The following is a 25,217-nucleotide window of genomic DNA, read 5'->3' on the forward strand; positions in this document are numbered from 1 at the left end:
TCATATTTGTTTATTTTATGAATGTAAGTTTTCCACGACCCAAGTGTCTTTAATTCCTCCTCCTTGGGATGAGTTGACCACCAACGAACCTTCTTTCATCGCAACACGTGTTAAACCGCCAGGGACAATTTCAGTACGATACGGTGAACTGAGCACAAACGGTCTAAGGTCAATATGACGTTCAGACACACCCGATTCAGTCATGGTTGGACTAACTGAAAGCTCTAAAGTAGGCTGGGCAATATATAAATGCGGTGTCGCCATGAGCTTATCTCTAAATTGCTCAATTTGGCTTTTACAGGCTTGCGGTCCAATCAGCATACCATACCCACCCGAACCTTGCGCCTCTTTGACCACTAACTGCTCAAGGTTCTCCAGTACATAAGCCAAGTCTTGCTTGTCACGGCATTGATATGTCGGAACATTTTTTAAGATAGGTTTTTCACCTAAATAAAACTGAATCATTTTATCGACATAAGGATAAATCGATTTATCATCCGCAACCCCTGTGCCTGGTGCATTCGCAATAACCACGTTATGACTCAAATAAGCGGACATCAACCCTGCGACACCTAAAGTGCTATTCGGCATAAAGCACAGCGGATCAAGATAAGCATCATCCAAACGGCGGTAAATCACATCTATTCGTTGACGGCCACGAATGGTTTTGACATAGACTTTATCATGCTCTACAAACAAATCACGCGATGTCACCAAAGGCACATCCATTTCACGGGCTAAAAAAGCATGTTCATAATAGGCACTATTATAACGTCCCGGTGTCAACACCACGATGAAAGGCTGATCGACATAAGCATTTTCAGCCAAGATTTCTTTTAGTAATTGTGGGTATTGTTCTATGCCTAAAATATGGTTCTTCTGCATCAAATCAGGCATAAGTTTTTCACTAATCTTACGACTTTCAAGCATATAAGACACGCCCGACGGCGTTCTTAAATTATCTTCGAGCACATAAAACTCACCCTGCCCATCACGGATAATATCAATTCCACTAATTTGGCTATAAATCTGACCTTTTAAACGGTGCTCATACATATGCGGTTGATAAGCTTCATGCGTCAAAACTTGCAGTTCTGGAATAATTTTAGCTTTGAGAATGTCTTGTTGATGGTAAATATCATGTAAAAATAGATTTAAAGCCCGCACACGTTGTGCAGAGCCAAGGGAGATTTTATTCCATTGTTGTTTAGCGATCACACGTGGAATTAAATCATAAGGAATGGTGCGCTCAATGCCCTCAGATTCACCATATACAGTAAACGTAATACCTTCATATAAAAAATGCTGTTTGGCAATTTGGTTCAGTTCTTCGAGTTCTTCTACACTATGCTGTGACAACCAGTGCTCAATACGCGCACAAGCCTCACCAGACATCGCTTGGTCATCTGTCATTTCATTAAAGAAATTCGAGGTCATTTGATGAAACAATCCAACAGACTGGCTCGATAGACGATCATGAGAGTGAATCGGATTTAATACAGGAGAGTTAAGCTTATATCCGTCCAACATCGTATTTACATTTGTATCTTTATCTTCTTTAAACATACAAACCTCTCAATTGTTATCGATATGTAACCCATACGTAGCAATATCTATGCCATGGATTTCTAAAGATGCTTTGTTTATTAATCGATAAAAAACGCATTGCTTCAATTCTATTTCGCATTAAGTTGTGTCAAAAAATATAACTGAAAAATTTCAAGCAAAGCTTGCTTAAACGAATGAGTTTTCTTATTGTGTTCACATTCAAGTAAGTAATTTCGACTCCTATATTTTATTAAACTATGTCTATACAAGAAAAAGAAACGTCCAATAGTCTCTATCGCCAATGGCAAATTTTGTCTCGCCTTTCCTCTGGAAAATGGATGGGCACTCGAGAGCTGCAAGAGATTTTACAACGTGAAGGCATCGATATTACTTTACGGACCATTCAACGTGATTTAAACCAAATCTCTCAACGCTTTCCGATTGAAAACAATGGGGCTGTGCCTCAAGGCTGGCGTTGGCGTTCTGATGCCCCGATTCAAAGCTTACCGCACATGACCAGCTCTCAAGCGGTGACATTTATGATGGTTGAAGAACACCTTAAACATCTTCTTCCACCCAGCTTAATTGAAGAAATGAATCCATGGTTTGACTTAGCACGTCGTAGCCTATCGACCCAAAACAATGTGCGCCAATGGATTAACCGCGTACGCATTGTGCCTGCGACACAACCGCTGATTCCCCCAATTGTGGAGAAAACAGCACAGCAAGCCATCTATGAAGGACTGCTCCAAGACAAACAACTGGAATGCGTTTATCAAGGTTTAAACCAAGCGGCTGAAGCAAAAACCTATACGCTCAATCCACTCGCATTGGTTCAAAAAGGTGCAATTATTTATCTAATTTGTACGCGCCACGACAAAACCGATATTCAAACCTTTGCACTGCACCGTTTCAAATCAGCGACGGTTTTAAACACACGTGCCTTACACCCAGTCAATTTTGATATCGATGAATACATCGAATCGGGTGCATTAGGTTTCCGTGTAGACTTTTCAAAACCCACAGAAACCGTTGCACTTACCCTGACTATGACTGAAATAGATGCACTGTATTTGGAAGAAACCAAACTCAGTACCAATCAGGTTTTAGAACCGCTTGAAAATGGGCAAATCTTGGTTCATGCGACCGTCCCTTTTACCAATCAACTGGTGTGGTGGTTACGTAGTTTTGGGCATAAAATTAGTCACATTGAACCCAAAGAAGTTCGTGATGCAGTTAATCAGACCATCACCGACTAAAATAAAAAAAGCCCCAAGTATTAGGGGCTTTACAATCTTTTTGGTATTAGATATTTGAATTGCTTGGGTTTGTCGTTTTCATTGCTCATCTTGGTTTAATGCCTCCCCTAAACCAAGATAAGTGCGCTGTTTTTGGTGATTGATACAAACTAGCATTGGCATGCAAGCTCTCCACTGTTAAAACGGATCGATTTCATCGTCATGGTGTTGACCTCATGTTAAGAACGTAAAATCAATTTATAATATGGCGATACTTTTGTGAAATAACATGATTGGCTATTTTTATCTGTTTTTATCTTAAACAACTCTTTTGCTTTGTTTATCTGCCAAAACAAAAAGCCAGCCTTATGGTCAGCAGTCTTATGATTAGACCCTTGCATTTCTAATGTGGATTGCAAGAACCTTTCGACAGTAATCGTTACAAATCATCCGCTTTTATTTCTTCCAAAATTGCCACTTGCCACGTTTAGGCCGCTTTTCTTCAATACGCACTAATCCCTTGAGGGCTTCATCATTGATTCTGTTATACATTTTTAAATACTCAGGATTCAACTGCTCTCCGATATATTCAGGCGTATACGATGTACAGGGTTTTCGTAATGAGCGCTCATACCATTTTTGTGCGACATCTAAATCGGCATTAAAATAGAGTCCTTTTTCATACAAATAGCCAATTTTACATTCCGCATATTGGTCTTTTTGATCAGCCGCTTTTTGAATCCAATATACGGCTTCTTCCAAATTTTTCTCAGTGTACAAGCCATTTAAATACCAATAACCCACTTGATACTGTGAGGAAGCTTCTCCTTTTTGGGCATTCAGTAAAAATAGTTTGAAGAATAGTTGTTTGGCTTCATCCATATGCAGAAATGAATCAACCTTTCGGATCTGTTCATTAATCTGATCAATTGAGTAGTCCCGTGCATTTTTGAGAACATGTTGAGCCTGTTGCAGCGGACTTTCTTCGGTAAAGGATGCTATTAATTGCATTGCTTCTGCCTGCATCTCATCTATCCCACTGATACGCGCATCCAGTACTACATTTAAATGTTTTCGAGCCAATTCGAAGTCTTGCTCAACCCCTCGCCCCTCTAAATACATACGGCCCAAACTTAAATCTGCCGCTATGACCTGACCTGCTACTTGTTGATACAGTCCAATTGCCATATCTAGCTCCAGCGGTACACCTAAACCATGCTCATACTTATCCGCTAAGTTATTAATCGCAACGGGATTACCCAGATCAGCAGACTTTTGATACCAATAGACACATTGCTCGTAGTCTCGTTTTGTCCCGATACCATCTTGATACATCCAGCCCAAATGATAATAAGCATTTGCCAAAATATCTTTTTCAGTTTCAAGCGCTTGTGACGAAATTCGATGATACAGATAGAATGCTCGTGCCGAGTGAATCACATGTTCGCTCACCACGCCATAATTTCGATAAACTGAATTGACCAAGAAACAGGTTAACCAACCAAAACGATAATAAGCCGCCAACCCCAATGTGGCTGCCCAACAACCTTGTTCAGAGGACTGCTCCAAGAGCTGCAAACTTTTTTGTAAATCTTGTTCGGTGCCATGACCTCGTGCATAGCATCCCGCCAACTGATATAGCGCTATGCTATCCATTTTGGATGCAGCTTCTCGATACCAGTTAAAACTTCCTTCCAGACTTTTTTGTAAAATTCCACCAATGAATAATTGCTGTGCTAACTGACACATCGCAGGGGTATAACCCGACTGAGCAGATTGACGTAGTAAATCAATATAGAGCTGAAACTCACGCTCTTGGTAGGCTTGATCTGCCAAATAATATTGATAAATACCGCGATGTTGCTCGGCTTTACCTCTAATTAATTGAAGGATTAATGCTCCATGACCTGTTTCATGCTCAGAAAAATACTCAATACGTTCAATCAATCCCAAACTTTTAGACACTTGCTCAATGGGTAGAAACCATCGTGTAATGGTATAGAGTCCCGGAACATCTTTCATTTTCACAATGTCAGAAGATAGCTCATGATCTTCGGGTCGAACCAAAGCTCTCAGCATCTGCATAGGAGATTCTGCTTCTGGTGGCATTAAATTTACCCCAACCAGTTCTCCATCATTGGTTTTAGCAACCTCCCAAACTTTCATAATGGCTTGATCAAATTGATAAAACTCACCACTTTGATTGAGCCAGATAACCACATCACCCGCGCAAATCTCTTCTCCACTTTTATAATGTAATGACATAATTCACCTTATTTTTTATTGTATATTACCCCTGCGCAGATTTTACCCAAAAAAAAGCCCGCATAAAGCGGACTTTTTCAATAACTTTCAAATATTAAGCAGATTTTTTCGCTTGTGCATTTTTACGGATCGTAATCATGATCAATTGCACTGCTGCAGGTGTTACCCCCGGAATACGATTTGCTTGAGCCAATGTCTCAGGACGTACATCTTTCAATTTTAAAGTAATCTCACGAGATAACCCTGAAACGACATCATAATTAAAATCGGCTGGAATTTTGGTTTCTTCCAAACGCTTCATTTGCGCGACATCTTCATGCTGACGGTTAATATAACCTGCATATTTCACCGCAATTTCAATTTGATCGCCCACTTGTGTAGAGACTTCAGAACCTGTGAGCTCCGCAATTTGAGCAAATGAAATATTCGGACGTTTTAACAAATCAATCGCAGAACACTCTTTCGATAAATCCGCACCTGTCATTTCGACAAACTTTTTACCCATCGGGTTGTTTGGTGCAGCCCAAAGGTGTTGTAAGCGACCTGTTTCCAGTTCAACCGCTTCCATTTTTTCACAGTAAGTTGCCCAACGCTCATCATCCACCAAGCCCATTTCACGACCCACTGGCGTTAAACGTTGATCCGCATTGTCTTCACGCAACATCAAACGATATTCGGCACGTGAAGTAAACATACGGTACGGTTCTTTCGTGCCTAGCGTGATCAAGTCATCCACCAATACGCCCATATAGGCTTCATCACGTTTTGGTGTCCATTGCTCTTGATCCCACGCACGACGCGCAGCGTTTAAGCCTGCAAGCAAGCCTTGTGCACCCGCCTCTTCATAACCTGTCGTACCATTGATTTGACCGGCAAAGTACAAGTTATTGATGGCTTTGGTTTCTAAAGTAAATTTCAATGCTTGCGGGTTGAAATAATCGTATTCGATGGCATAGCCCGGACGTAAAATGTGCGCATTTTCCATCCCGCGAATTGAACGAACCAACTCAAACTGCACATCAAACGGAAGTGACGTTGAAATACCATTTGGATAAAGCTCATGTGTATCTAGACCTTCAGGCTCTAAGAATACTTGATGTGAGTCTTTATCGGCAAAACGGTGAATTTTGTCTTCAATGGATGGGCAGTAACGTGGCCCTACACCTTCAATAACACCAGTGTACATCGGTGAACGGTCTAAACCGCCGCGGATGATGTCATGGGTTTTTTCATTGGTATGGGTAATATAACAATTCACTTGTTCAGGGTGCATAGACGCATCACCCATGAATGACATCGTCGGTGATGGGAAGTCACCCGGCTGTGGAATCATCACAGAAAAATCAACCGAACGCGCATCAATACGTGGTGGCGTACCTGTCTTTAAACGACCCACTGGCAAATTCAATTCACGTAAACGGTGTGCCAGTGAAATTGAAGGTGGATCACCTGCACGGCCGCCACTTGATTTTTCAAGACCAACGTGGATTACACCACCCAAGAACGTCCCTGCGGTGAGTACAACTGTTTTCGCATCAAAGCGAATACCCGTTTGAGTTACAACGCCCTTGACAGTATCACCCTCAACAATCAGGTCGTCTGCGGCTTGTTGGAAAATATCGAGATTTGCTTGGTTTTCTAAAGTGTCACGAATCGCGGCTTTATAGCGAATACGGTCTGCCTGTGCACGTGTTGCACGAACGGCCGCACCTTTACGCGAGTTTAGGATACGGAACTGAATACCACCTTTATCGGCAGCCAATGCCATTGCACCGCCTAAGGCATCAATTTCACGCACCAAATGCGATTTACCAATACCACCAATTGCTGGATTACAGCTCATCTGCCCTAAAGTCTCAATATTATGAGTTAAGAGTAAAGTCTGTCGCCCCATACGTGCCGCAGCCAATGCTGCTTCTGTACCTGCGTGACCGCCGCCGATAACAATGACATCGTAAACTTTAGGATAATGCATAGTGGTAAAGGAGATTAAAAAATGATAACGAAAGATTATAGCAAATTTTCGATTGTAAGTTGACAGATTCCGTGGAATTTATTGTATATGCGGTGCTGTGCTTACTGCGCCAGCGCTAGGTTTATGTAATTTTACTTGCAGAGCAGTAGCAAAAACTTAACAAAGGATGCGTTTTGTTACCTGAAAAGCCTTGTATTAATTTGATCATTTTTTATCCTATAAGTTGATCATACAACAACCAAAGGTAAGCATTATGAATAAGAAGATTCTTTTTTCATCCATTCTCTGCGGTTTATTTTTTTCGCCTTTTGTATCAGCCAACGACAAAGTTGAAAAGGTCTATGATAGTCAACGTTATCAACAAGTCTGTAAAGGCAAGTCACAAGGAACAGCGGTTAGTTTTGCCTATCGAGGCATTATTTGGAATGGTACCTGTGAACCTCAATTTTTCCCAAGCTCAAAAAATGCCAATATTCATGGTGATGAAGCTGAGTTAGCCAGCATTTGCCAAGGCGACTCGAAAGCGACATCAATCAATATCGAAGGTAAAGAAATTAAAGGCAAATGTGCCCTTGGTTTTGTAGCACCTAAACCAAGAATGTAAGCTAAACAATTTAAAGTTCATGCTGTATTGAGGGTAAAAAATAGTCCATTTTTTACCCTTTTTTCTACCTTGTAAATTATTAAATTCTGTATACACTCAAAAAACACAAAAGATAAAAACGAATAAAAAAAGGTATTCCATGGATTCGGAATTGTTTACAGTTTTTTTGCCTTTGACTTTGGCATTGATGATGATGGGTCTTGGTTTACACCTACGCCCAGCCGATTTTTATCGCCTCACCCTGCACCCTAAAGTCATTTTCATCGCGTTATTTTCACAGTTGGTACTGCTGGTGGGCATTGCGTTCCTCATTTGCCAGTTTTTAAATTTAGCGCCTATTTTCGCGATTGGTTTGATGCTCGTTGCAGCTTCACCAGGTGGGCCAACGTCAAACCTATTGACCTATTTATTTAAAGGTGATGTTGCGCTCAACATTACTCTTACAGCCACGAACTCCATCATTTCAACACTAACCCTGCCTTTTATTATTAATTTTTCACTGATGTACTTTCTGCAAACATCACAACCTGTTGACATGCCCGCCATGAAAATGATGAAGGTATTTTTCATCACTCTACTTCCAGTCAGTATGGGCATGTTTTTACGTTATTACTTTCCAAAACTTGCCGACAGATTAAACCGCCCAATGCGTATTTTGTCTGCAAGCTGTCTTCTTTTTATCTTTTTTCTCGCACTGTACTTAGAGCGACATAATTTTGTCGAATATGTGTTTGAGATTGGGCCTGCCGTAGCCTTATTCTGCTTCTGTAGCATGTTTATTGGTTTTTTTGTGCCACATCTTGCCAATATTCCAGAAAAGCAAGCCTTAACTTGCTCCTTTGAGATCACCATTCATAACACCGCACTTGCCATTACGGTTGCCCTGTCAGTCTTAGGCAACACTGCCATGGCCATTCCTGCCGGTATTTATTCTATTTTCATGTTTGTATTTGCTGCGTTATTAGGCCTATTAATCTCGCGAAGAAATGACAGTTTATTTTTGAAGAAAGAGACCGTAGCTGAATAAGTTCACGGTCATGATTTATATAATTTTAAGGAGAATATGCACCTATGGATTCAGGAATTATAACTATTATGTTACCCCTAGCTCTTGCCATCATCATGATTGGCTTGGGCTTAGAGTTAACCCCGAAGGATTTTGCACGCGTCAGCAAGCATCCCAAAGCAGTATTGGTTGCTTTATTTTGTCAGTTGGTACTTCTTGTTGGGATTGCCTTTGTAATTTGCATAGTACTCAACTTACCGCCACTGCTTGCCGTCGGCTTGATGCTCTTAGCCGCTTCTCCTGGTGGCAGTACTGCAAACTTATTTAGCTATTTGTTCAAAGGTGATATTGCGCTCAATATTACCTTAACCGCAATTAACTCCGTTATTGCAGCGTTTACCTTGCCGCTAATTGTCAACTTTGCCATTCAATACTTTATGCAGGATGGACAACACGTCAGTATGCAGTTTAGTAAAATCTTACAAGTTTTCTCAATTATTCTTATCCCTGTCTGTATTGGTATGTTGATTCGCCACTATGCACCCTCTTTTACCAAGAAGCTGAATAAGCCATTACGTATTTTTTCTGTTGTATTTTTGGTCTTAATCATTGTTGGAGCAATAGCCAAAGAACGCGCACATATTCTGGAGTATCTGACTCAGGTCGGTTTAGCCACAGTCATTTTCTGTATTTGTAGTTTAATGATTGGTTATTTTGTACCGAGACTACTGGGGATCAACAGTGCTCAAGCTCGGGCCTGTGCCTTTGAAATTGGCATTCATAACAGTACCCTTGCCATGACCATTGCACTCACCGTGATGGCCAGTACCACCATTGCCATGCCCGCAGCTGTCTATTCTATTTTTATGTATATCTTTGCTGCCATCTTTGGGACATTACTCAACCGTTATGCCCCATCGGTTCAAACCAGCACAGAACAAGCCTAGAACTGATATAGGTCTAAGGATGCTTCGGCATCCTTTTTTATTTTGAGGAATGCTGTCGAACTGTCCCCCGTTCCGCTACAATATTTATTTATACATAAATATTAGGTTATTCCTGTGAAGTGGCTACAAATTCATATTACGGTTGATCAAGCGCAAGTCGATTTTACTGAAACCCTTTTAGAATCTTTGGGTGCAGTCAGTGTCACATTAGATGATGCAGAAAACCAAGACTTACTTGAACCACTTCCAGGTGAAACGCCACTTTGGAATAAAGTCATTGTGACAGGTATTTATGCGCAAGAAGACGATGAAGAAATTGATGTCAATGCATTAGAAACGTTTATTCGCACTCAAATGCCTGATGCACCGATGCGTAGCGAATTTCTTGAAGACCAAGAATGGGAACGCACCTGGATGGATGCCTACGAACCAATTCAAATTGCTGACAAATACTGGATTGTGCCTGAATGGATGGAAGCACCAGAACCAGATGCAGTGAACATTAAACTTGATCCAGGCTTAGCGTTTGGTACGGGGAACCATGCATCTACTTTTCTTTGCCTGCAGTGGTTAGGTAAAACTGATGTTAAAGATAAAATCGTGATCGACTATGGTTGTGGTTCAGGTATTTTAGGTGTTGCTGCTCTACTTCTAGGTGCAAAAAAAGTCTATGCCACAGACATTGACCCTCAAGCAATTTTAGCCACTGAACAAAATGCGGCGCTCAATGGCGTGGCTGAGAACCTTTATGTCGGCTTACCAGATGAGTTTAATTTAGAGCTGGCTGACCAAAAAGCAGATGTCTTTGTTGCAAATATTTTGGCAGGCCCGCTTATGATGTTAGCGCCGGAATTCGCAACTTTAGTCAAATCTGAGGGAGAGTTCGCACTTGCAGGTGTAATTGAAGAGCAAGTTTCTGATGTTTCTAGTGTTTATTCTGAGTTTTTTGATATATTAGAGGTCGAGAAACGTGATGAAAACTGGTGCCGAATCTCGGGTAAACGCCACACCCTTTAAATGAACTCTTAATACACTATGAGCGACAAACAAACCTCTTGCCCTAAATGCCTAACCATCTACAAAGTAAGTGTTGCACAACTCACTGTTGCGCAAGGTATGGTTTGTTGCCCAAAGTGTTCGATGACCTTTAATGCGCTCTCGCATTTAACCACGGGTCATACTTTTGACACAGGTGAGGAAAGATCGTCGAATCAGAATGATAAGAGCCTGTCTTCAAATTCAGCATTTTCCTCTCCTCGTGTAGACAGCATTCATTTTGATTTATCACAATCTGCTGCGCTTTCAATGTCGACATCAAATTTGCTTGATATTTTCAACCTGAAAGTTGAGCACTCCAACATTGACCTCAAAACCTATTTAAACAATTTAAACTATTTTAGTACCGACCCGATTGGTAACTATCCTGCCATGAATTTGGCAGACAACAATCCAGCGAAACCGCAAAAAAGCCCGATGTACTATATGCTTTGGGGTATGATTAACTTCAGCTTATTGGCTTTATTGTGTTTCCAATACTTATGGTTTAACCCACATATCCTCAATAACAGCCCCGCATTAGGTGCAACCTATAATAAAATTTGTTTCGTACTGAACTGTAGCAGCCTACAAGAACGTTATAGTCTGATCAGCATTAATAAATTAAAAGTAAAACGTGTAGACGCACAGAAAACTCAATTTTCAGGTGAACTGATCAATTATCATGACACCAGTCTTCCGCTACCAGATCTTAAGGTCATTTTAAAAGTGGATGGTGAAGTCGATTCAACCTATCAACTACATGCAAATGAATATTTGATTGATAGTCTGGTTGGAATCAAACGAATTCCTAAAAATAGTCCGTTCAAATTCAAATTTAGCCTGCCAGTCAGCCGTAAAAGCTTCAATCATTACAGTTTAGAAATAGTCCAGCCCTAAAATTTAAAAAAAATGTAAAAAAAGTGAAAAAAAATGCAGTTTTCTTGCTCACTTTTTCTTAGACAATGGTATGATACGCGCCACAAAAGCTTAGTGCTGCAATCTCCTCAGTCTTTTAATACAAATAGAACATCAGCAAAAATGCGCGTTATCGAAATATCGCGTATTGAGCAGATTTTTTTGTTTAAAAAAGGTCGGTAACAAATATTTAACTATTGTTACGCTTATATTTCGACCAACTTAGCGATATTGTGGCATGCTAAATGTACAGTTTTAGAACTAGTCGTTTTAGGATCTAAAACGAAGTTCATTTTAATTTTAGACCACTTTATATATGTCACTTTACCCAAGTGATATTTAGATTTTTCGGATTACTTCGCATGAATAGCAAATCTCCTATTTTTACTGCACAGTCTGATGTCGCTCTTCGTATTCACGTAGATCGCGCAGTTCGCCACTATTTTGCACAACTGCAAGGCGAGCAACCATCTCAGGTCTACGACATGGTGCTGGCAGAAATGGAGAAACCTCTTCTATCTGTAGTTTTAGAATATACCCGCGGTAACCAAACACGTGCTGCGGAGATTCTAGGACTTAACCGTGGAACTTTACGTAAAAAGTTAAAAGCTCACGGTTTAATGAGTGAATAAATGATAAAATGCTTGCGGCTTCCGCGGGCATTTTTTTTACCTGCTATTTTTGGCTTTTTGTTTTAATTCTTGATAACTGTGACGAAGATCATGACCATTAAACGCGCTTTAATCTCTGTTTCCGATAAAACTGGCATTGTTGAGTTCGCTCAAAACCTTGTTGCTCTAGGGGTAGAAATTTTATCTACTGGCGGTACATATAAGTTGTTAAAAGACAACAATATCGCTGTAGTCGAAGTTTCAGAGCATACTGGTTTCCCAGAAATGATGGATGGTCGTGTAAAAACGCTACACCCGAAAATTCATGGTGGTATCTTAGCTCGTCGCGGTCTAGACGAAGCTGTGATGGCTGAACACAATATCGATGTGATTGATCTTGTCGTTGTAAACCTTTATCCATTTGCTGCAACTGTAGCTAAACCAAACTGCTCACTTGCTGATGCGATTGAAAATATCGACATCGGCGGCCCAACTATGGTGCGTGCTGCTGCGAAAAACCATGCATCTGTCGGTATTGTGGTCAATGCTACAGACTATGACACTGTTGTTGCTGAACTAAAAACAAATGGTGCTTTGTCTTACGAAACTCGTTTTGACTTAGCCGTTAAAGCATTTGAACATACAGCACAATATGACGGCATGATTGCTTCTTACCTAGGCGCTCGCGTAGGCAAGGAAGAAGGTCAAGCAGACAAGTTTGCACGTACCTTCAATACACAATTAAATAAAGCTCAAGACTTGCGTTATGGTGAAAACCCGCATCAGTCAGCAGCATTCTATGTAGAAAGCACAGCAACTGAAGCCTCTGTTTCAACAGCGAAACAACTTCAAGGTAAAGAACTTTCTTATAACAACATTGCAGATACAGATGCCGCACTTGAATGTGTGAAATCATTTGCAAAACCTGCTTGTGTCATCGTTAAACATGCCAACCCATGTGGCGTTGCGGTGTCTTTGGATGGCATTCAAGCGGCATATGACTTGGCTTATGCGACAGATCCTGAATCAGCTTTTGGTGGCATCATCGCATTTAACCGTGAATTAGATGTTGCAACTGCACAAGCAATTGTTGACCGTCAATTCGTTGAAGTGATCATTGCACCAAGTATTGCTGAAGGTGTGCTTGAAGTCACTGGCGCGAAGAAAAATGTTCGTGTTCTCATTTGTGGTGAATTACCTGCACTTGATGAGCGTGCGCCACAACTTGACTATAAACGCGTAAATGGCGGTTTATTGGTTCAAGACCAAGACTTAGGCATGATCACCAAAGATGATCTAAAAGTCGTGACGAAACGCGCACCAACGGATGCTGAGATTGATGATTTGATCTTTGCATGGAAAGTTGCGAAATACGTAAAATCAAATGCCATTGTTTATGCTAAAGGTCGTCAAACCATTGGTGTAGGCGCAGGTCAAATGAGCCGTGTTAACTCAGCGCGTATTGCTGCCATTAAAGCGGAGCACGCAGGCTTAGTGGTTGAAGGTGCTGTAATGGCATCTGATGCATTCTTCCCATTCCGCGATGGTATTGATAATGCAGCAAAAGCAGGTATTAAATGTATTATCCAACCGGGCGGTTCTATGCGTGACGAAGAAACCATTGCTGCTGCAGATGAAGCAGGTATTGCAATGGTCTTCACTGGCATGCGTCACTTCCGTCATTAATTGATTAGAAGTCATATTTATTAATCCCCCTAAATCCCCCTTTGTAAAAAGGGGGACTTTTCACGTAAGAAACCTTGGTTTTCATGCGTGATCCCCTCCCTTTTTTAAAGGGAGGTCGGGAGGGATTCTTTTCTTTGAGGGATTTTTAGATGAACATTTTAGTTTTGGGTAATGGCGGTCGTGAACATGCGTTGGCATGGAAAATCGCGCAAGATGAAAAAGTTGCAAAAGTTTTTGTTGCACCAGGTAATGCAGGAACTGCAACAGAAGACAAATGTGAAAATGTTGCTCTCAACATTTTAGACAATGCTGCAATTATCGACTTTGCAAAAAATAATGCAGTAGATTTGATTATTGTGGGTCCAGAAGCACCGCTTGTAAATGGTGTAGTTGATGCTTGTCGCGCGGCTGAGCTTCAAATTTGGGGCCCAACTCAATTTGCTGCCCAGCTAGAAGGCTCAAAAGCTTTTGCTAAGCACTTCTTAAAACGCCACAACATTCCTACTGCGTTCTACGATGTATTTACTGAAGTCGATGCAGCGAAAGCATTTGTTGAAAAAAATGGCGCGCCAATCGTGATCAAGGCCGATGGTCTTGCTGCGGGTAAAGGCGTAATTGTAGCCATGACTAATCAAGAAGCTTTTGATGCGATTGATGACATGTTGGCGGGCAACAAGTTTGGTGATGCTGGTTCTCGTGTTGTGATCGAAGAATTCCTTGCTGGTGAAGAAGCGTCTTTCATTTGTATGATTGATGGCGACAACATCTTACCAATGGCAACATCTCAAGACCATAAGCGTATTTTTGAAGGCGACCAAGGTCCAAACACGGGTGGTATGGGTGCTTACTCTCCTGCTCCTGTGGTGACTGCAGATGTATTTGAAAAAACCATGAATGAAGTGATGCGTCCTACCGTTGAAGGTATGAAAAAAGACGGTCACATTTATACAGGTTTCTTATACGCAGGCTTGATGATTGATGACAAAGGTCAACCAAAAGTGATCGAGTTCAACTGTCGTTTTGGTGACCCTGAAACTCAGCCGATTATGATGCGTTTAAAATCATCATTGGTCGATCTGGTTGAAGCTGGTATTGCAGGTAATCTTCCAGCAGAAGCTGAATGGGATGAACGCAAATCAATTGGTATTGTTCTTGCAGCTGAAGGCTACCCAGAAACCGTTCGTCAAGGTGACGTCATCTCTGGTCTTGGCCAATCTCCTGAAAACACAAAAATCTTCCATGCGGGCACAACAATGAGTGCCGACGGTCACATCTTGACTGCAGGTGGTCGTGTTTTATGTGTCACAGCTCTTGGTGATACCGTACTTGAAGCGCAAGTCAATGCTTTAGAGGTTTGTGGTCAAGTCACATTTACGGGTATGCAATACCGTACAGATATTGGTTATCGTGCTATTGCGCGTGAAAATGCTTAAAAACATTCATACTTTAAAAACCCGCTAAATGCGGGTTTTTTTATTGCAAACCGCTGCGAAGCTTTTTTAGTTGTCTCGGTGTTACACCAAACCAATTCTTACAGGCACGGCTTAATGCGGACTGCTCGGAAAAACCCAGTACAGAAGCGATCTGACTCATCGATGCTTTTGAGTCTGCTAAATATTGTAACAACAGTTGTTGTCTGAGCTTATCTCGAATCTGCTCAAAGCTAGTACCCTCTTCATCTAATTTTCGTTGTAAGCTTCGAGGATGCATCGCAAGCATATTTGCAATATCTGTTTTATTGGCTTTTGGACCTGATAAATGAATGCGTATCGCATGTCGCACACGATCGCTAAACGAGCCTCGGTGACTGCGCAAACTCTGCTCCAAATAGCTGTCTACAATTTCACGTAAGCCATGGTCGATACTATCTATAGTAATATTCAACATATCTTTATGTATAAACAATCCCGCATGTTGTTGGTCTGCCACGACTTCTGTATGGAAAAACCGTTTATATACATTTAAAGATGCTATGGGACTATGGGGTAATGCAACCTTAAGCGGCTGATATTGCTCACCACTTAAATAACGAAGCACCCGATGACAAACAGCGAGCCCCAAATCCATGGCCTGTCGTTTACTCACAATATCTGTAGCATCGTTCAATTGAATATCAAAAATAAGCTCTACAATATCTGCATGCGGTCCAAACAGCTCAGAACTCATTCGGTCATTGATATATAAACGTAAAGCAGAACCATGTAAAAACAGTAAATCTGAACTGTATTTAATCACTTCACGCAGTGTCGATGCACTTTGTAAGATCAGCCCAAGTACACCCAAAATGCCAATATCTTGATACTGTGAGATCCGCAAACCTAAATCTGCACAGTTGGCCTGTTGCGCGCTTTCTTCTAAAAGTTGGATTAGTGCTGTATGCGAAATCCATGCATTGTCATCTTGTAATTGTGCAAGTTGAATTCCATGCTTGGCCAACAACGATATTGGGTCAATGCCCAATTGTTGCATTACCTCTAGATAGCCACGTAGCCCCGAACTATGCACCATGACTTCATGGCCATTTTTAGGGTAGGAAATGACTCTTGAATCATCCTGATTCATTCCAGTAATCCTTGTCTCGATCTGTCAAAAAATAGACTCATTCTGTCAAGTTAGCACAAAAATGCCAAGGCAGAATAGTTCAAATGAATATTTTTACTGTTCATTAATACCGCACATCATGCTGCCTAGCAGATGCTGCAAAGAAATGTAGTACATGGATATGAATGCTACATTTTTAGTCAAGGATAAAACAAGGAAAATAGAATGAATTTTAAAAATGTGACTGTCGCTGGCAGTGGTGTACTCGGTTATCAAATCGCGTTTCAAACAGCATTTCATGGCTTTAAAGTTTCGGTTTATGACATCAATGATGATGTACTAGCTAAAGTAAAAGCTAAGTTTTTTGAATTAAGCGAATGTTATAAGCATGATTTGAATGCTACTCAAGAGCAATTGGACAACACATTTAATAACCTCAGCTATTGTTCAAATTTGGCAGAGGCTGTAAAAGATGCTGATTTGGTGATTGAAGCCGTACCTGAAGATGTAGGTATTAAAACAGAGTTTTACAAGCAACTCAGCCAAGTTGCACCTGAAAAAACCATATTTGCAACAAATACATCGACTATGCTCCCGAGTCAGTTCAAAGACCTAACTGGCCGACCAGAAAAATTTGTGGCTCTACACTTTGCCAATAAAATCTGGGTCAATAACATGGCAGAAATTATGGGACATGCTGAAACGGATAAAAAAGTGTTCGATAATTTGGTTGAGTTTGCCAAAGCCATTGGTATGTTGGCTTTACCAATTTATAAAGAACAACCTGGTCACCTTCTCAACTCAATGCTAGTTCCATTTTTAATTTCTGCAACAGAGCTTTGGGTGAAAGAAGTTTCTGATCCTGAGATGATTGATAAAGCATGGATGAAATCTTTTGGTTCACCACTAGGCCCATTTGCAATCTTAGATATTATTGGGATTAACACTGTTTACAATGTTGCAAAATTAAATGTCGACACCAACCCAAATATGGCACCACTTTTAGAAAAGCTAGATGCAGAATTTATTCGACCGGGTTATTTAGGTATGTTTTCAGGTAAAGGTTTTTATAATTACCCAAATCCTGCATACGAAACGGCTAACTTTTTAAAGTAATAGCATCTTGAAATGTGAACTCAAGCGTTGATGTTTCAGTACATAGCTCAAATTAAAGCGGTATTATTTTTATATCGCTTTAATTATTCCATAACACTTAGAAATTACAGATAGATCATCGGTTTTCACAATCTACGATAAAAGCCCTTATGCTTACCTTGTGGCATTCCTTTTAGCTGTGCTCAATGAGCAGCTAAGCGTCTTTGACTGTTTAGGATTACTTCTCTTCCATAGACTATTTCGCTAGATAAATTAGTTATATCTATTTTTTGTATTTAGTTTAGATAAAATCTTATAAAGCACAAAATTTATGCAAATTCTTATTTTTAAATAGATTAATTAAAAATAATATATTGTTTTCATTATAAAATTACAAACAAAATGCAAATCACTAATCTTTAAATAAGATAAGTATTGAACTTTTATGCTCTATATCGAATATTACTTTGTTGATATGATGTGCAAAATTTAACGATTGAGCAGAGATGTTTCTAGTGAGTTGAAAAAGTTAATCTTTTCCAAAGTGAAAGCACATATTCGACTGATATCGAATTGCACACTTGCAAAACTCACATTACAGTCATATGCATCAAATCAGGTATGCCTGATTTAAAATCAATTGATCTCTCTATTGTTCAGCTAAGTTAAGCCTCGTTTAGATGCTTAATTGGGAAGAAAAAATGAAAAAAATTCTAGGAATTGCGCTGGGTTTATCTGTTGTTTTAACGGGTTGTAGCAAACCCGAAGCACCTGCGACAGATGCGGCTAAAACAGATACAGCAGCAGCTGAGCAAACAGTAACCATCGCATCGACTGGCTCTGATGCTGATATTTGGCGCCACATTGCAACTTTGCCAGAGACTAAAGCAGCGGGCTTAAAGTTAGACATTAAAAACTTCACTGACTATGTTGCAATGAACACTGCTGTTGCAAACAATGAAGTCGATGTCAACGCATTCCAATCTTATGCTTACCTTGTAGCATATAATGAAGCGAACACAGCGAAGATTGCCCCTCTTTCAACGACCTACCTAGAGCCAATGGGCATCTATTCAAGCAAAGTAAAAACACTGGCTGAATTTAAAAATGGTGCAACGATTGCGATTCCAAATGATGGTGCGAACGAATCACGTGCATTGTTATTATTACAATCTGCGGGTCTAGTGAAGTTAAAAAATGACTTTGACTTCGTGAAAGGCACTTCGAAAGACATCGTTGAAAACAACAAAGCTCTCGTCATCAAGCCTATTCAAATGGCAACAGCTGTACGTGTGAAAGACGAAGTTGATGCAATTGTTTTGGGTAATACCCTTGCAATGGAAGGTGGTCTAAACGTATTGAAAGATGCGATTTACTATGAGCCAATCGATCAAACCACAAAAATGAATGTGAACGTACTTGCGGTGGCTGAAGCGCGTCAAAATGACCCTGTACTGAAAAAAGTCGGTGAGCTTTACCATGTCGCTGCAGTAGGCAAATATGTTCAAGAACATTTTGGCGGCACAAAAATTGATGTGAACAAGCCAGTAAGCTACCTTACTCAAGCTAAATAGTAATATAATCAAATCAACGAAACAGGCAAAGTCTCTTTGCCTGTTTTTTCATTTTTGTGTAGTTTTTGACGATATGATTCAATTTAAAAACATTTCAAAGCACTATCAGCTGAAAGGCCAAATCATTCCTGCACTGGACCAAATCAATTTGGACATTCCAGAAGGCAGTATTTTTGGCGTTATTGGCTATAGTGGTGCAGGTAAAAGTACCCTCATTCGTTTGATCAATTTACTTGAACGTCCAACCGAAGGACAAGTAATTATCAATCAGAAAGACTTTACTGCATTAGATGCAAAAGCATTACGTCAAGAACGTGCAAATATTGGCATGATTTTCCAGCATTTTAATTTACTGCAAACCAAAACCGTTGCAGCCAATATTGAAATGCCCATGAAACTTTTAGGTTATAGCAAAGCTGAACGTGAAAAACGTTTGAATGAGCTACTTGAGTTTATTGATCTCAAAGACAAAAAAGAAGCTTATCCAGACGAGCTCTCGGGTGGTCAAAAACAACGTGTCGGTATTGCACGTGCGCTTGCCAACCATCCTAAAATATTACTTTGTGACGAGGCGACTTCTGCACTAGACCCACAAACCACCAAATCGGTCTTGGACTTGCTCAAAAAAATCAATCAAGAGCAAGGCATTACCATCGTCATGGTGACGCATGAAATGGATGTGATCCAAAGCATCTGCTCACATGTAGCCGTAATGGAACTTGGTAAAGTAGTTGAAACTGGAAAAACAGTGGATCTGTTTAGTCGTCCGCAACATGCAACGACACAGAATTTTATTCAAACGATTTTGCATCAACAACTACCGATTAAACTTCTGAATAACCTCGAACATAAGCATCATCATAGTATTTACCGCTTACAATTTCTGGGTAACTCTGCCCACGAAACCGTAATTCAAAACTTAATTAAGCAGTTTGATATTAGTCTCAATATCCTGTTTGCCAACATGATTGAAATTGATGGCAATGTGATTGGACAAATGTTTGTTCAGCTCTTGGGCGATGAAAGCCTGATCGCTGAAGCAGTTGAGTTTTTAAAACAACATGGTGTGGCTGTTGAACAATCAGGAGAGCTGGCATGAGAGATTTAATTGTCCAGTGGTTAACTCAAATCACAGCACCTTTTTGGAAAAGCTCTTTATCGATTGATCAGTTTATTACGGCTTTACAAGAAACATTTCATATGGTGTTTTTTGCAATGCTGTTTGGCTGTATTTGGGGCTTTATTCAGGCCATTATTTTATTGGTCACACGTCCTGATGGTATTTTGCCCAACAAAGCAATTTATCATAGCCTCAACCCGATTGTGAATGCTCTGCGCTCTCTGCCCTTTATTATTTTGCTGATTGCGGTTTTACCTTTAACCAAACTCATCGTCGGTACATCTATTGGCACGTGGGCTGCGATTGTTCCTCTCACCATTTATGTTGGACCATACATTGGTCGTTTGGTGGAAACTTCATTACTTGAAGTGAATGAAGGCATTATCGAATCTGCACAAGCCATGGGTGCAACTCCGCTACAAATCATCTTTAAATTTATTTTACCTGAAGCACGCAGTTCACTGATTTTAAACTTAACCACAGCCACGATTAGCTTAATTGGTGCAACCGCGATGGCTGGTGCAGTGGGTGCAGGTGGTATTGGTGATCTTGCTATTTCTTATGGTTATCAACGTTTTGACACCAGTGTCGTAATACTCACAGTAATTGTGCTGTTGATCATGGTGCAAATTGTACAATCCGTTGGGGATTGGTTATCGAGAATTCGTTAATCTCATCGTATAAAAAAACACTTTGAATTCAGGGTGTTTTTTTTACCAAAAACTTTTATAATTTAATTAAATTTCCATTTAAATCAAAATAATATGAATCATAACAATAGCAAGACAACAGTAATTCAAGACTTCAATGGTCTGTCTATCACAATTCCAACTTCTATACCTAAGCTGGTTTTAATCCTTAGCACCCTAATACTCTCGTTCATACTCTATATTGGCTTATATGAGGATGCAAAAAACTACTTTTCAACCATAGATTATAGTGACTATTTCCAAATCATCATTGCTCTCGGTCTTGTATTTATCATTGTCAATTTCATCAGAATATGGCTTTGGTTGCTCTTTGGAAAAGAAATTATTGAGATCACAAATCAACATTTAAAAATGAAAAACTCTATTCTAGGGATCAGCATATCTAAAATCATCCCTATCTCAGAAATCACACAAGTGAGTGTCAATAGCAATCCAAACAAACAACAACCGGGTAAAATTCTACTTCATCGTGGAACAAAGGTGATTGACCTTGGCAATTTCATTCGTGCTGAAGAATCAGTATATCTCGTTCAACTGATGAACAATAAACTCGATAAAATAAAGGCATCTTAGATCCAAACTTATCAACGCTATAATGATGGCGATATCAATAATCGCTTTAGCATGTCGTCTAGCTATATGCACAACTCATCTCAAAGCATATTTATGAGATGAGTCATCAAAACTTAAGCATTTCCCTGCTTTTTCAAACTGAAATCTAAATTCCCATGTTAAACTATTCAGCGGTTTTTGCAGGGACTCACTTATGCACTTTGTACATCTTGGTATTCATACAGAATTTTCAATCACAGAATCAATTGTACGTATACCTGATTTAGTCAAAGCTGCTAAGGCAGAAGGTATGCCAGCCCTTGCCATTACTGACTTATCTAACTTACACGCTGCTGTAAAATTTTATGGTAAATGCTTAGATAATGGCATCAAACCGATTATGGGTTCAGAAGTTCGCTTGAACGATGCTGAACATCGCGTGACATTATTGGCGATGAGCAATGTTGGCTGGCGTAATCTAACCGAACTGGTTTCAGAAGGTTTTATCCGAGGTCAACAGCTTGATATTCCTTGCGTTGCAAAAGACTGGATTTTAGAACAAAACCATGACCTGATTGCGCTACTTGGCATGCGATCTGATGTCGGCAAAATGCTCTGTACATCGAATCCGCAAAAAGCCGAACCTTTACTCGAAGAATGGATTGCAAAATTTGGCAATCGGGTTTATTTGGCTCTATGTCGAACAGAACGCTCAGGTGAAGATGACTTCAACTATGAAGCCTTAAAACTGGCTAAAAAATACAATATTGGTGTAGTTGCGCACAACGATGTGCACTTCATGAAAGAAATAGACTTTGAAGCACATGAAGCCCGTGTCTGTATTGCCGATGGCTATGTATTAGGGGATAACCGCCGACTAAAAAATTACTCTCCAGAGCAATATTTTAAATCTGGCCAACAAATGGCGGAATTATTTGCAGACATTCCCTCTGCAATTGAAAATACTTATCAAATTGCCAAACGTTGTAACGTCACGCTGCAATTAGGTAAATACTTCCTGCCTGACTACCCTATTCCTGAAGGCCATACCATCGACACCTACTTTGCACATTTATCTAAAGAAGGTTTAGAAGAACGTTTAGACTTTTTGTACCCACCTGAAACGCGTGATGAATACTGGCCTGAAAAACGTAAAGAATATGATGATCGTTTAGAGTATGAAATCGGGACCATTCTTAAAATGGGTTTCCCGGGCTACTTCTTGATTGTCATGGACTTCATCCAATGGTCCAAAGGTAATGGCGTTCCCGTTGGTCCAGGCCGTGGTTCAGGTGCAGGTTCGCTTGTTGCCTACAGCTTAAAAATTACGGACCTAGATCCTCTCCCATACGGACTACTGTTCGAACGCTTCTTAAACCCAGAACGTGTTTCAATGCCCGATTTCGACGTCGATTTCTGTATTGCTGGTCGTGATCGTGTGATTGACTATGTGGCGCGTACATACGGACGCGATGCAGTATCACAAATTGCCACTTTCGGTACTATGGCAGCCAAAGGTGCCATTCGTGATGTGGCACGTGTCTTGGGTAAATCCTATGGTTTGGCAGACCGAATCTCAAAAATGATTCCAACCAAGCCTTTAGGTCTAAGCCTCGAAGAGTCGATTGAAGCAGAGCCACAGCTTAAAGACATTGTCACTAACCCATCAAACCCAGACAATGACGATGCGGCTGAAATTTGGGAAATGGCATTAAAACTCGAAGGCATTACCCGTAACACAGGTAAACACGCAGGTGGCGTGGTCATTTCCCCGACTAAAATTACCGACTTTTCTGCCGTGCTGTGTGATGCAGATGGTACAGGCCGTGTTGCGCAGTACGATAAAGACGACGTTGAATCTGCAGGTCTGGTGAAGTTCGACTTCTTGGGTCTACGTAACTTAACGGTCATTGAAGATGCCGTGAAGAATATCAATAAACGCATTCAGTTAGATGTGCCTTTAGACATTGCTTTCATTCCGCTTGATGACAAAGATGCATACCTCATCTTTGCCAATGCCAACACCACAGCGGTCTTCCAGTTTGAATCCGTGGGCATGAAAAAAATGCTCAAGGAAGCACGTCCAAGTAAATTTGAAGAAATTATCGCCTTCGTATCCCTTTACCGTCCGGGTCCGATGGACCTGATTCCTGACTTTATCCACCGTATGCATGGTGGCGAGTTTGAGTACCTCCATCCCCTACTTGAAGGTGTACTTGAGCCGACTTACGGCATTATGGTTTACCAAGAACAGGTAATGCAGGCAGCACAATATTGTGCGGGCTATAGCTTGGGTGGTGCGGACTTACTACGTCGTGCGATGGGTAAGAAAAAGCCCGAAGAAATGGTCAAACAGCGCCAAATTTTCACGGAAGGTGCAGCCAAAAAAGATATTGATGAAGCCACTGCCAACCATATCTTTGACTATATGGAAAAGTTCGCAGGTTATGGCTTTAACAAATCGCATGCCGCAGCTTATGCCTTAGTGGCCTATCAAACGGCATGGCTCAAAGCGCATTATCCAGCTGAATTCTTAGCAGCGGTGATGTCTTCGGAAATGCAAAACACCGATAACGTGGTGTTCTTGATTGACGACTGTCGACACAATGATATAGAGGTATTGCCGCCTTCGGTCAATATGTCTATCTATCAATTCCATGCTTCGGACGACAAAACGATCGTTTATGGACTCGGCGCAATTAAAGGTGTCGGTGAAGCGGCGATGCAGTCGGTCATTGACTCGCGTATTCAAGATGGGCCTTATCGTGACTTGTTTGATTTCTGCCATCGTATTGATCTGAAAAAAATCAATAAACGGACTTTAGAAGCATTGATTCGCTCAGGTGCTTTAGACTGCCTCGGCATTGAGCGCTCAAGTCTAATGGCGCAGCTACCTGAAGCGGTACAAGCGGCAGATCAAGCTCGCTCAAACCGTGAAACAGGCATCATGGACTTGTTTGGTGAGGTTGAAGAAGTACAACGTAAACCCGCCAAACCTGTTAAACCTTGGTCAGATGAAGTCCGTCTCAAAGGTGAAAAAGACACTCTAGGGTTGTATTTAACCGGCCACCCAATTGATGTCTATCGCACTGAGTTGAAAGCGTTTATTCCGAATAAAATTAATGAACTTACCCCAACCCGTCGTGGGGTAACTACAGTTTTTGCAGGTCTCGTGGTCGATGTAGCCAACTTCCCGAACCGAATGATGGTGACGTTGGATGATGGTACCTCACGAATTGAAGTCTCTGCGAATCATGAACGCTTTATGCGTTTTAAAGACATCATTCAAAATGAAAAAGTCGTGGTAATTGAAGGCGAAATTTACGAGCGTGAAGGTTTTGACCGACCGATGGGACGCTTAACCAAAGCATTTACGCTGAATGAAATTCGTCAAAAACGCGCCAACTGTATTCAAATTCGTCTAGACCCAACACATAGTACAAAAACACTGAGCCAAGATTTAAAAAATATTCTTGCACCCTTTTGTAATGTCGATATGTGTAATCACATCCCACTGCAATTGCTGTTGGACTACCCGTATGCCACGGCTGAATTGCACTTAGGGATTAATTGGAAAGTGGCGCCATTGGATGAACTACTTTCCAAACTCCGCGACTATTTTGGTAAAGAAAATCTTCATGTGGAATATCAAGTCAAATCCAAAGCAGCCAAAGCGGTGAGCTATGAAGAAGCCAAACCTGTAGATGTACCACCGCCCCCTGCGGATATGAGCATGGATGATGCCATGGACTTATATCAAGCTGAAGTCGGTCAGTTCTCTTAATTATTTAA

Annotated in this window: 19 protein-coding genes; 15 read left to right on the top strand and 4 right to left on the bottom strand. The window is 40.7% G+C overall.

The features are described from left to right. Positions 1–15: 15 nt before the first annotated feature. Positions 16–1,566, bottom strand: coding sequence for a circularly permuted type 2 ATP-grasp protein (locus F946_RS10540; protein ID WP_004982054.1), 1,551 nt, complete (start codon positions 1,564–1,566; stop codon positions 16–18). Between the two features lie 239 nt (positions 1,567–1,805). On the opposite strand from F946_RS10540, the gene F946_RS10545 reads away from it, so the two are divergent. Then, positions 1,806–2,807 carry a helix-turn-helix transcriptional regulator gene (locus F946_RS10545; protein ID WP_004982057.1) on the top strand — a complete coding sequence of 334 codons (1,002 nt, stop codon included), beginning with the start codon at positions 1,806–1,808 and terminating at the stop codon, positions 2,805–2,807. Between the two features lie 435 nt (positions 2,808–3,242). Here F946_RS10545 and F946_RS10550 read toward each other — a convergent pair whose 3' ends face one another. After that, positions 3,243–5,051, bottom strand: coding sequence for a tetratricopeptide repeat protein (locus tag F946_RS10550; RefSeq protein WP_004982067.1), 1,809 nt, complete (start codon positions 5,049–5,051; stop codon positions 3,243–3,245). Between the two features lie 94 nt (positions 5,052–5,145). Further along, on the bottom strand, positions 5,146–7,026 hold the full coding sequence (gene mnmG / locus F946_RS10555; protein WP_004982068.1) for a tRNA uridine-5-carboxymethylaminomethyl(34) synthesis enzyme MnmG: 1,881 nt from the start codon (positions 7,024–7,026) through the stop codon (positions 5,146–5,148). A 253-nt stretch (positions 7,027–7,279) separates the two neighbouring features. Here mnmG and F946_RS10560 point away from each other — a divergent pair, with 253 nt between their 5' ends. The 8 genes from F946_RS10560 (at position 7,280) to purD (ending at position 15,266) form a co-directional block, all read left to right on the top strand. Beyond that, complete coding sequence (locus F946_RS10560) at positions 7,280–7,630, top strand: hypothetical protein (RefSeq protein WP_004696401.1); 351 nt, start codon at positions 7,280–7,282, stop codon at positions 7,628–7,630. 139 nt (positions 7,631–7,769) lie between these two features. Further along, complete coding sequence (locus F946_RS10565) at positions 7,770–8,657, top strand: bile acid:sodium symporter family protein (RefSeq protein WP_004982071.1); 888 nt, start codon at positions 7,770–7,772, stop codon at positions 8,655–8,657. 44 nt (positions 8,658–8,701) lie between these two features. Further along, the gene (locus F946_RS10570; protein WP_004982075.1) at positions 8,702–9,583 is read left to right on the top strand and encodes a bile acid:sodium symporter family protein; all 882 of its coding nucleotides are present in this window, start codon (positions 8,702–8,704) and stop codon (positions 9,581–9,583) included. A gap of 114 nt (positions 9,584–9,697) precedes the next feature. After that, entirely contained in the window at positions 9,698–10,600 is a 903-nt protein-coding gene (prmA, locus tag F946_RS10575) for a 50S ribosomal protein L11 methyltransferase (protein ID WP_004696394.1), read from the top strand. Between the two features lie 18 nt (positions 10,601–10,618). Then, positions 10,619–11,518 (top strand): DUF3426 domain-containing protein, encoded by a 900-nt coding sequence (locus F946_RS10580; protein WP_004982077.1) that lies wholly within the window; start codon positions 10,619–10,621, stop codon positions 11,516–11,518. Between the two features lie 380 nt (positions 11,519–11,898). After that, positions 11,899–12,168: a DNA-binding transcriptional regulator Fis gene (gene fis, locus F946_RS10585; protein ID WP_001086304.1), complete on the top strand. Its 270-nt coding sequence runs from the start codon at positions 11,899–11,901 to the stop codon at positions 12,166–12,168. Between the two features lie 90 nt (positions 12,169–12,258). Continuing rightward, positions 12,259–13,833, top strand: a complete 1,575-nt coding sequence (purH, locus tag F946_RS10590) for a bifunctional phosphoribosylaminoimidazolecarboxamide formyltransferase/IMP cyclohydrolase (RefSeq protein WP_004982079.1) — start codon at positions 12,259–12,261, stop codon at positions 13,831–13,833. A gap of 149 nt (positions 13,834–13,982) precedes the next feature. Then, a complete protein-coding gene (purD, locus tag F946_RS10595) occupies positions 13,983–15,266 on the top strand; it encodes a phosphoribosylamine--glycine ligase (RefSeq protein WP_004982082.1) in 1,284 nt (427 codons plus the stop codon). Positions 15,267–15,306: 40 nt separating this feature from the next. Here purD and F946_RS10600 read toward each other — a convergent pair whose 3' ends face one another. Beyond that, complete coding sequence (locus F946_RS10600; protein WP_004982083.1) at positions 15,307–16,395, bottom strand: AraC family transcriptional regulator; 1,089 nt, start codon at positions 16,393–16,395, stop codon at positions 15,307–15,309. 204 nt (positions 16,396–16,599) lie between these two features. On the opposite strand from F946_RS10600, the gene F946_RS10605 reads away from it, so the two are divergent. The 6 genes from F946_RS10605 to dnaE all read left to right on the top strand — a co-directional run bounded on the left by F946_RS10605 (position 16,600) and on the right by dnaE (position 25,209). Further along, on the top strand, positions 16,600–17,490 hold the full coding sequence (locus tag F946_RS10605) for a 3-hydroxyacyl-CoA dehydrogenase (protein WP_004982085.1): 891 nt from the start codon (positions 16,600–16,602) through the stop codon (positions 17,488–17,490). 680 nt (positions 17,491–18,170) lie between these two features. Then, entirely contained in the window at positions 18,171–19,043 is an 873-nt protein-coding gene (locus F946_RS10610; protein ID WP_004982088.1) for a MetQ/NlpA family ABC transporter substrate-binding protein, read from the top strand. 73 nt (positions 19,044–19,116) lie between these two features. Next, entirely contained in the window at positions 19,117–20,142 is a 1,026-nt protein-coding gene (locus F946_RS10615; protein WP_004982093.1) for a methionine ABC transporter ATP-binding protein, read from the top strand. After that, entirely contained in the window at positions 20,139–20,834 is a 696-nt protein-coding gene (locus F946_RS10620) for a methionine ABC transporter permease (protein ID WP_004982094.1), read from the top strand. The genes F946_RS10615 and F946_RS10620 overlap by 4 nt, the downstream gene beginning before the upstream one ends. A 93-nt stretch (positions 20,835–20,927) precedes the next feature. Beyond that, positions 20,928–21,446: a hypothetical protein gene (locus F946_RS10625; RefSeq protein WP_004982095.1), complete on the top strand. Its 519-nt coding sequence runs from the start codon at positions 20,928–20,930 to the stop codon at positions 21,444–21,446. A 193-nt stretch (positions 21,447–21,639) separates the two neighbouring features. Next, positions 21,640–25,209: a DNA polymerase III subunit alpha gene (dnaE, locus tag F946_RS10630; RefSeq protein ID WP_004982097.1), complete on the top strand. Its 3,570-nt coding sequence runs from the start codon at positions 21,640–21,642 to the stop codon at positions 25,207–25,209. The last annotated feature ends 8 nt before the right edge of the window (positions 25,210–25,217 follow it).

It is taken from the genome of Acinetobacter johnsonii ANC 3681, assembly GCF_000368805.1.
Taxonomy (GTDB): Bacteria; Pseudomonadota; Gammaproteobacteria; order Pseudomonadales; family Moraxellaceae; genus Acinetobacter; species Acinetobacter johnsonii.

What these genes read in the sequence shown, in the direction of transcription:
- F946_RS10540 (WP_004982054.1), bottom strand. Translation starts at nt 1,566, where the DNA reads ATGTTTAAAGAAGATAAAGATACAAATGTAAATACGATGTTGGACGGA.
- F946_RS10545 (WP_004982057.1), top strand. Translation starts at nt 1,806, where the DNA reads ATGTCTATACAAGAAAAAGAAACGTCCAATAGTCTCTATCGCCAATGG.
- F946_RS10550 (WP_004982067.1), bottom strand. Translation starts at nt 5,051, where the DNA reads ATGTCATTACATTATAAAAGTGGAGAAGAGATTTGCGCGGGTGATGTG.
- mnmG (WP_004982068.1), bottom strand. Translation starts at nt 7,026, where the DNA reads ATGCATTATCCTAAAGTTTACGATGTCATTGTTATCGGCGGCGGTCAC.
- F946_RS10560 (WP_004696401.1), top strand. Translation starts at nt 7,280, where the DNA reads ATGAATAAGAAGATTCTTTTTTCATCCATTCTCTGCGGTTTATTTTTT.
- F946_RS10565 (WP_004982071.1), top strand. Translation starts at nt 7,770, where the DNA reads ATGGATTCGGAATTGTTTACAGTTTTTTTGCCTTTGACTTTGGCATTG.
- F946_RS10570 (WP_004982075.1), top strand. Translation starts at nt 8,702, where the DNA reads ATGGATTCAGGAATTATAACTATTATGTTACCCCTAGCTCTTGCCATC.
- F946_RS10580 (WP_004982077.1), top strand. Translation starts at nt 10,619, where the DNA reads ATGAGCGACAAACAAACCTCTTGCCCTAAATGCCTAACCATCTACAAA.
- fis (WP_001086304.1), top strand. Translation starts at nt 11,899, where the DNA reads ATGAATAGCAAATCTCCTATTTTTACTGCACAGTCTGATGTCGCTCTT.
- purH (WP_004982079.1), top strand. Translation starts at nt 12,259, where the DNA reads ATGACCATTAAACGCGCTTTAATCTCTGTTTCCGATAAAACTGGCATT.
- purD (WP_004982082.1), top strand. Translation starts at nt 13,983, where the DNA reads ATGAACATTTTAGTTTTGGGTAATGGCGGTCGTGAACATGCGTTGGCA.
- F946_RS10600 (WP_004982083.1), bottom strand. Translation starts at nt 16,395, where the DNA reads ATGAATCAGGATGATTCAAGAGTCATTTCCTACCCTAAAAATGGCCAT.
- F946_RS10605 (WP_004982085.1), top strand. Translation starts at nt 16,600, where the DNA reads ATGAATTTTAAAAATGTGACTGTCGCTGGCAGTGGTGTACTCGGTTAT.
- F946_RS10610 (WP_004982088.1), top strand. Translation starts at nt 18,171, where the DNA reads ATGAAAAAAATTCTAGGAATTGCGCTGGGTTTATCTGTTGTTTTAACG.
- F946_RS10615 (WP_004982093.1), top strand. Translation starts at nt 19,117, where the DNA reads ATGATTCAATTTAAAAACATTTCAAAGCACTATCAGCTGAAAGGCCAA.
- F946_RS10620 (WP_004982094.1), top strand. Translation starts at nt 20,139, where the DNA reads ATGAGAGATTTAATTGTCCAGTGGTTAACTCAAATCACAGCACCTTTT.
- F946_RS10625 (WP_004982095.1), top strand. Translation starts at nt 20,928, where the DNA reads ATGAATCATAACAATAGCAAGACAACAGTAATTCAAGACTTCAATGGT.
- dnaE (WP_004982097.1), top strand. Translation starts at nt 21,640, where the DNA reads ATGCACTTTGTACATCTTGGTATTCATACAGAATTTTCAATCACAGAA.